The organism is Streptomyces scabichelini (genome assembly GCF_011045015.1).
In the GTDB taxonomy this organism is placed as follows: domain Bacteria; phylum Actinomycetota; class Actinomycetes; order Streptomycetales; family Streptomycetaceae; genus Streptomyces; species Streptomyces scabichelini.
Window position 1 is genome coordinate 1 of sequence record NZ_JAAKZY010000459.1, and the last position, 1,423, is coordinate 1,423.

Genomic DNA, 1,423 nt, shown 5'->3' on the forward strand with positions numbered 1-1,423 from the left:
GTCTCACCCGCCCCGGCCCGGACGACCCGGACCCCTGGCAGGAGCACGGGCGCGGCCTGCTGCTGATCCGCGCCCTCAGCTCGTCCTGCGGCCACCGCCCCACGGAGTCCGGCAAGGCGGTGTGGTTCAGGCTGCCGGTGGTGCCGCGGCAGCGGAAACCCACGGCGTGAGCGGAGCGTGAGCGTCGGCGGACGCGGAGCTCAGCCGAGCGTCGCCACCAGTACCGCCTTGATCGTGTGCAGCCGGTTCTCCGCCTCGTCGAAGACGACCGAGTGCTCCGACTCGAAGACCTCGTCGGTGACCTCGAGGGAGTCCAAGCCGTGCCGCTCGTGGATCTCCCGGCCGACCTTGGTGCCCAGGTCGTGGAAGGCGGGCAGGCAGTGCAGGAACTTGACGTCCGGGTTGCCGGTGGCACGCAGGACGTCCATCGTCACGGCGTACGGACCCAGGACGGCGATGCGCTCGTCCCACACCTCCTTGGGCTCACCCATGGAGACCCAGACGTCGGTGGCGACGAAGTCGACGCCCGCGACACCCTCGGCCACCGTCTCCGTGAACGTGACGCGACCGCCACTCGTCTCGCTGATCCTCAGCGCCTCGTCGATGACCTCCTTGGCAGGCCAGTAGGCCTGCGGGGCCACGATGCGCACGTCCATCCCGAGGAGCGCGCCCGTGATCAGGTAGGAATTGCCCATGTTGAAGCGGGCGTCGCCGAGATAGGCGAAGGCGATCTCGGACAGGGGCTTGTCCGTGTGCTCGGTCATGGTGAGCACGTCGGCGAGCATCTGGGTGGGGTGCCAGTCGTCGGTGAGGCCGTTGTAGACGGGCACGCCGGCGTACGCGGCCAGCTCCTCGACATTCGCCTGGCTGTCCCCGCGGTACTGGATCGCGTCGTACATCCGGCCGAGCACCCGCGCGGTGTCCTTCACGGACTCCTTGTGCCCTATCTGGGAGCCGGACGGATCGAGATACGTGGTCGACGCGCCCTGGTCCGCGGCCGCGACCTCGAACGCGCAGCGGGTACGCGTCGAGGTCTTCTCGAAGATCAGCGCGATGTTCCGGCCCTGCAGATACCGCGTCTCCGCCCCGGCCTTCTTCGCCGCCTTCAGCTCGGCGGCAAGCTCGATCAGACCGCGGAACTCCGCTGCCGTGAAGTCCAGCTCCTTCAGGAAGTGGCGGCCTGCGAGGGCGGTCGGGACTGTCGCCATGGGGGCGCTCCAGGGTTACGTAAACAGGGACGGTTGAAATTCTATACGATGCTTCACATTTCTATACAGCCGCGCCCCTTTAGGGGCGCGGGGCTGTGTCAATTTGCGGCTCCGCCGCGTGGGCGCGACCAGCCACAACGGGCCCGCAGCTCCCCCCTCCCGCTCAACCGACGGAGTCCCGCTGCACCGGACAGCTCATACAACGCGGCCCACCC

At 68.4% G+C, this 1,423-nt stretch carries 2 protein-coding genes; one reads left to right on the forward strand and one right to left on the reverse strand.

The genetic code is table 11. From position 1 onward, the window contains the following. Window positions 1-170 (forward strand): ATP-binding protein (locus G5C60_RS52945; protein ID WP_165271073.1); only part of this gene is annotated, 170 nt, incomplete at its 5' end. Window positions 171-200: 30 nt separating this feature from the next. Here G5C60_RS52945 and argF read toward each other — a convergent pair. Then, complete coding sequence (gene argF, locus G5C60_RS50650; RefSeq protein WP_165271075.1) at window positions 201-1,208, reverse strand: ornithine carbamoyltransferase; 1,008 nt, start codon at window positions 1,206-1,208, stop codon at window positions 201-203. Window positions 1,209-1,423 lie beyond the last annotated feature (215 nt).